Origin of the sequence: Hymenobacter coccineus (assembly GCF_001816125.1) — a bacterium.
GTDB lineage: Bacteria > Bacteroidota > Bacteroidia > Cytophagales > Hymenobacteraceae > Hymenobacter > Hymenobacter coccineus.
On the sequence record NZ_MDZA01000162.1, the window covers coordinates 1 to 5282 of the forward strand.

Below are 5282 nucleotides of genomic sequence, written 5' to 3' on the forward strand. Positions count from 1 at the left end.
TTGCTTGGAATCGCCCTTTTTAAGTAGGTTTTTGGGCTGCCCTTTTTGATAAAGGGCTTAGCGTGTAAAACCGCCCTTTTGGAACAAAAACCCCTGTAAAGTCTAATTCGGATTGCCAACCCGGCCTGTAAAGCGCAGACCAAATCATCCTCTTCACCTGCATAGCCATAGCCGGACGAGATATGGAAGTCCTTTCTGCTCTAAGCCTGACTAGCTACTTCCTAAATAGCTATAATATAAACATACTCATCTAATCTATTTCTTAAAATAATTTTATAAAACCGCATAGCTTTACATTTACAAAAGAGTTGCATTCCACACTTTTCTTTCCCTATGAAAAACATCTACTTATTCCTGGTCTCGCTTTCATGCGTTTTGCTTTTGCCATTCAGTGGCCTCGCGCAATTTAATGCTCTTCCCGGGCACGTCTACAAATTTGTCAACCACGCAAACGGTCAGGTATTGGAAATGAGCGGGCCAGGACTATACATTGAGGACTACGACGCGAGCCTAGCAGTCTACACTGGAAGAGCCAATCAACAATGGCTGATTGCCCCCTCCACCAACTCGCGTTACAAGATTACTAACCGGAACAGTAACCTGGTATTGGCCCTAAGGTATTATAGTAACGCTAGCTACGGAGGGGAATACCTCACTGTCCCGGCCAACCAACAAGTTTTCACGGGGTCTATTCGACAAGAATGGGCCATTATTCCCGTTGCCAATAGTTCCAGTTTCATTCTCACCAACCACGCTGACGTGTACGGAAAATTGGTGAATTTGCCAAGTGGTCTACTGAGCCATAGTCGGGCGGCCGCAGTTGAGGACGGCGAAAAGTGGGACATAGTGGACGTAAGTGAGAACCCGGCTTCGGGAGTGTTCACGCTTCAAACGAGAAACAACAACAAAGTTTTGGGACACAACTCCGACAATGACCAAGTCAGGCAAGTCGACGGCATGGGCACTGCGAACCAGCAATGGATATTTTCGCCCTATCTCCCCTCTCCCTACCTGTACGCTGGCCAGTTGAGCATCATCGACCGCTACTCCCGGCAAGTGTTGCAAGTCAACGGAACGGGCAATAACAGTTATGTGACCGCCGCGAACAACAACGGGGGCGCTAACCAGCAATGGACTCTACGCGATATCTACGACTCGCACGTGCTGACGGTGGCCGAAGCTACCGATGGCCGGACATTTAAGATTTACAGCTATTCTAGTCAAAAGGTGCTTGGCATCCAAGACGGTAGCCAAGACGAGGGGAGGCTCGCCACCGTGTATGATGATCTTGGCAGACTCTGGCAGCAATGGCATATACCAACTAACACCATCACCGCCAATCGCGGACCATCTGCCGCGACAGCACCCTCGGCGGCTGGTGATGTGCTTACCCTGTACCCTAATCCGGTCCGTGACGTTCTATTTGTTGCACTTCCCGGAACGGCCACGCCAACTGCTGTTCGGATAATTGATGCGCGCGGGCGCGCAGTTACCGCCCACTGCAAAGACGGGGGCCGACTAGACGTAGCCGATTTAGCGGCGGGCACTTACTCAATTATTGTCTCCGTCGGCAAGACCGAATACCATCAAAAATTTGTTAAGGAATGAGTAGGGTCCGCTCATCTAGGCACCAATTGCTCCTCCAGCAGGGCATATCCAACCCTTTTTTCATGAAATACACCACAATACCCTTACTTATCGTTGGCCTGCACCTACTGGTGCTCCCCAACGCGCACGCCCAGGCCGGGTTACGCGTGGGCGGTAGCCTGGCAGGGTACGTTGCGAGTAATAACAATAATTTTCGCAACACAACTGGCAGCCAGTTGGGCTACCAGGTCGGGGCTTTTTACCAGGTGCAACTGACCCGGCGGCTGAGCCTCGTCCCCGAAGTGCAGTATAGCCACGAGCGCCTAACGCTCACCCGCACCAACACCCTTGGTTTCGAAGGTGGCTACAACTCGTACTACCAAACCCGATTGTCGTACCTGAACGTACCGGTATTTCTGCGGGCCACGTTTAAGGCTGTGTACGTAGAAGTAGGGGGGCAAGCCAGCACCCTACTGGGGGGACGTGAAACCGGCGAGGCCACCATTGGTGAAACGGCCGCGGCTCCGGGTTCCTCTTACCGCGTCGACCGCGCGGTGGTAGGCCGTTACCAACGCCTTGATTTCGGCCCTAGTGCGGGCGTAGGCGCAAAGCTACCGGGAGGCCTAAGCATCGATCTGCGCGTTTACCAGGGCTTGCGTTCCCTTACCCAGGGCATAGAAGCTGCCACTGGTTACCTCTACCGGCAAACGGCGCAGGCCGCGGTAACTTACCAGTTTGGCAGGCGTTGACCGGCCGACGGTTTCCGTTCGGTAAGTACGCATCCGTGGGGCGACAGGCCAATTTACAATTTACGAAACAATGCGAATTATTCGTTCACGCAGGACTTGGCTTGACCTGTCGATATCCGCACTTGCTACCTGCTGCACTTGGTATACGTCGGAAGCAACGCTGCCTGGCTTCAGTTCAAGGTCCAGAACAGTCGGTTTTCCTTAGAAGAATTCTACGACAAGGGTACAATACAGCCGACGTTCGGTTTATTATGCCCCTGCTGCGGACAGAATTGCCTTATTCTTGATTCAATGAACAGCTTTGTTTCTCTAGTAGGGAGAACGGTCGTACGGGTGAGTTGTTTGCTATTGCTGGCGTTTCAGGCCTTGGCGCAAGGAGAATTCAACACTTGGTATTTTGGCCGGCAGGCGGGCCTGGCATTCACAGGTCCCGTGGCAGTGGCCCTGACTGATGGGGCCCTACTTTCCGGGGAAGGCTGCGCAACGATCTCTGACGCCCAGGGAAACCTGCTCTTTTACACAAACGGGGTGTACGCCTGGAACCGGCTGCACCGCTTGATGGCCAATGGCCGCGACCTGGGCGGCTTTGGGGACAGCCTGCGTAGCGAGGTGCCCCCCAATTCAGCTACGCAAGGCGTCACGGTGGTGCCCCGGCCGGGCAGCTCCACCGAGTACTATGTTTTCACCGTTGATGCGGCCGAAAACGGTTTGAAACGCGGCTTGCAGTACGCCGTGGTTGACCTGGCCCGGCAGAACGGGTTGGGAGAAGTGGTGCGCAAGGCTGTGCCCGTGCCCAATCCGCTTGGGGATGGCCGACTAACCGAAAAGTTGGTGGCCGTGCGCCACGCCAACCAGCGCGACATCTGGCTGGTGGTGCACGGGTGGAACAGCAACCAGTTTTTGAGTTACTTGCTCACTTCCACGGGCTTGTCCCCCTCCCCGGTAGTGTCGGCCGGGGGGAGCGTTCACCGCGGCGGGCCCAACCCCCGCCAGGACTACAACGCCCTTGGCTATATGAAGGTGTCGCCCACCGGCCGCCGGCTCGTTTCGGCACAGTACGGCGATGGCATCCTGGAACTGTTTGACTTCAACTACGGTACGGGCGTAGTTTCCGGCCCGCGCCGCCTGCCGGATGCGCCCTCGTCCCTGCCCCAGCACTACTACGGCGTGGAGTTTTCTCCCGACGGCAATATGCTATACGCAGGGAGTGACCCGGTGCTTTACCAGTACAATCTGCAAACGAGCGCAATCACAGAGGTGGCCCGGATTATGTTCACGTCGCCGTGGGCCTTGCAGCTCGGGCCCGATCAGAAAATTTACGGCGCATTTTACGGCCCCTTTTCGCCGTCTGGGCTCTTTGTCATTGGTAACCCCAACGCGGCCGATTACCAGTACCGGTTCGATGCCGTGCCCGGCTTCACGCCTTCTCACAAGCCATTGGAGGGGCTGCCCAACGTGCTGGTTCGCCCCCCGGTGCCGGGCGAGTTACTGGCCAACTTCGGCCTGCAACGGTCCGAGGTGTGCCTGGGCGAGGCCGTTTCCTTCGCAGCATCGCTTTACCCGGCCATTCCAGACGCTACCGTAACCTGGGACTTCGGCGAACCCACAGCCGGGACCGGCAACAAGGCAACTGGCCGCAACGTTTTGCACCGCTACGCCGGGGCCGGGGTCTACGCCGCCACCATGACCGTGCGGGAAGTCAGCGGACCCGTCCACGTGTACAGCCAATCGGTGACGGTGCTGGCCCCGACCGATGCCCACCTAGCCGTTGACCGGCCGTTGCTGTGTAGCGGTACCCCAGCCCTGTTGGGTGTGAAACCGTCCCAACCCGGCGGCACCACGTACCGCTGGCAGGATGGCTCGACTGCGCCTCAATTTACAGCGCACACCTCGGGGCGTTACTGGGTAGAGGTTACGGCCCCGCAGCGGTGCCCGGTACGTGATTCGCTCACGCTAACGTTTTTGTCCGCACCGACGGTTTCGCTCGGTCCCGACCAAACAATCTGCGCCACACAACGGCTGACGTTATCCCCCGGGGAGCAACCGTTTGGAACCGCGTACCGGTGGCAGGACGGCAGCACGGGCCCCAGGCTCGAAATTACCGGCCCGGGTACTTATGCAGTTACCGTCACCTCCGCAGCGGGGTGCACCAGCCAGGCAACGGTCGTCGTTCGGTTCGGCGACGATTGTCTTTTTACCATTCCAAACGTCATTACGCCCAACGGCGACGGGCGCAATGAAACATTTGTTCTGCAAGGCTTGGAACCAAATACCTGGAATATACAGATTTATAACCGGTGGGGAAAGCAAGTGTACCAACAAGTAAAGTACCAAGGCGGATGGGATGCTGGTGGTCAACCGGAAGGTCTCTATTACTATTTGTTGGTGCAACCCTTAACTGGCCGCCAGTACAAGGGCTGGGTGGAAGTAATACGCTGAATTTGAGGTGGTCTAGCCAAGCCGGACATAATTGGGACGTGGTTTGCAGGTGGATTTCGAAGTAGTTAGGGGCCAGATAGCCGGGCGAAGAATGCCGCCGCTCGGCGCTGTAGTAGGCGATATGGTGGCTGAAGTGGTCGGGTAAATGTGGGCATAACCGAACCCTGTGTTCTTTTCCCCACGGGCCACCTCCCCCCAAACCACCCAGGCGCGTACAGATGACGCTGCCTGCCGCTGGCTGGGTGCGGGGCCTCAGCCCGGAAGGCCACGCTAGTGCGCGGCCGTTTAAGAAATTACTGCTTCCCTACCTGCTGTTTTTGGGGTTCTTCTTCCAAAAGGGCAGTTTTACACGCTAAGCAGTTAACCGATTGATTAAGTGATTATTGCTAACAGTGAATTCGAGGTTTATCAAAAATGAAATCCTTTCTGAAAAGCTTGGCATACCCGCTTGATTGCTTGGAATCGCCCTTTTTAAGTAGGTTTTTGGGCTGCCCTTTTTGATAAAGG

The 5282-nt window shown here is 55.9% G+C and carries 3 protein-coding genes; all 3 read left to right on the plus strand.

The window, feature by feature from the left end; translation table 11 throughout:
* The first annotated feature begins 333 nt into the window (after positions 1 to 333).
* Positions 334 to 1608, plus strand: a complete 1275-nt coding sequence (locus tag BEN49_RS10910) for an RICIN domain-containing protein (protein ID WP_070743206.1) — start codon at positions 334 to 336, stop codon at positions 1606 to 1608.
* 62 nt (positions 1609 to 1670) lie between these two features.
* Entirely contained in the window at positions 1671 to 2336 is a 666-nt protein-coding gene (locus tag BEN49_RS10915; protein ID WP_158022842.1) for a porin family protein, read from the plus strand.
* A gap of 138 nt (positions 2337 to 2474) precedes the next feature.
* Complete coding sequence (locus BEN49_RS10920) at positions 2475 to 4775, plus strand: T9SS type B sorting domain-containing protein (protein ID WP_125916740.1); 2301 nt, start codon at positions 2475 to 2477, stop codon at positions 4773 to 4775.
* The last annotated feature ends 507 nt before the right edge of the window (positions 4776 to 5282 follow it).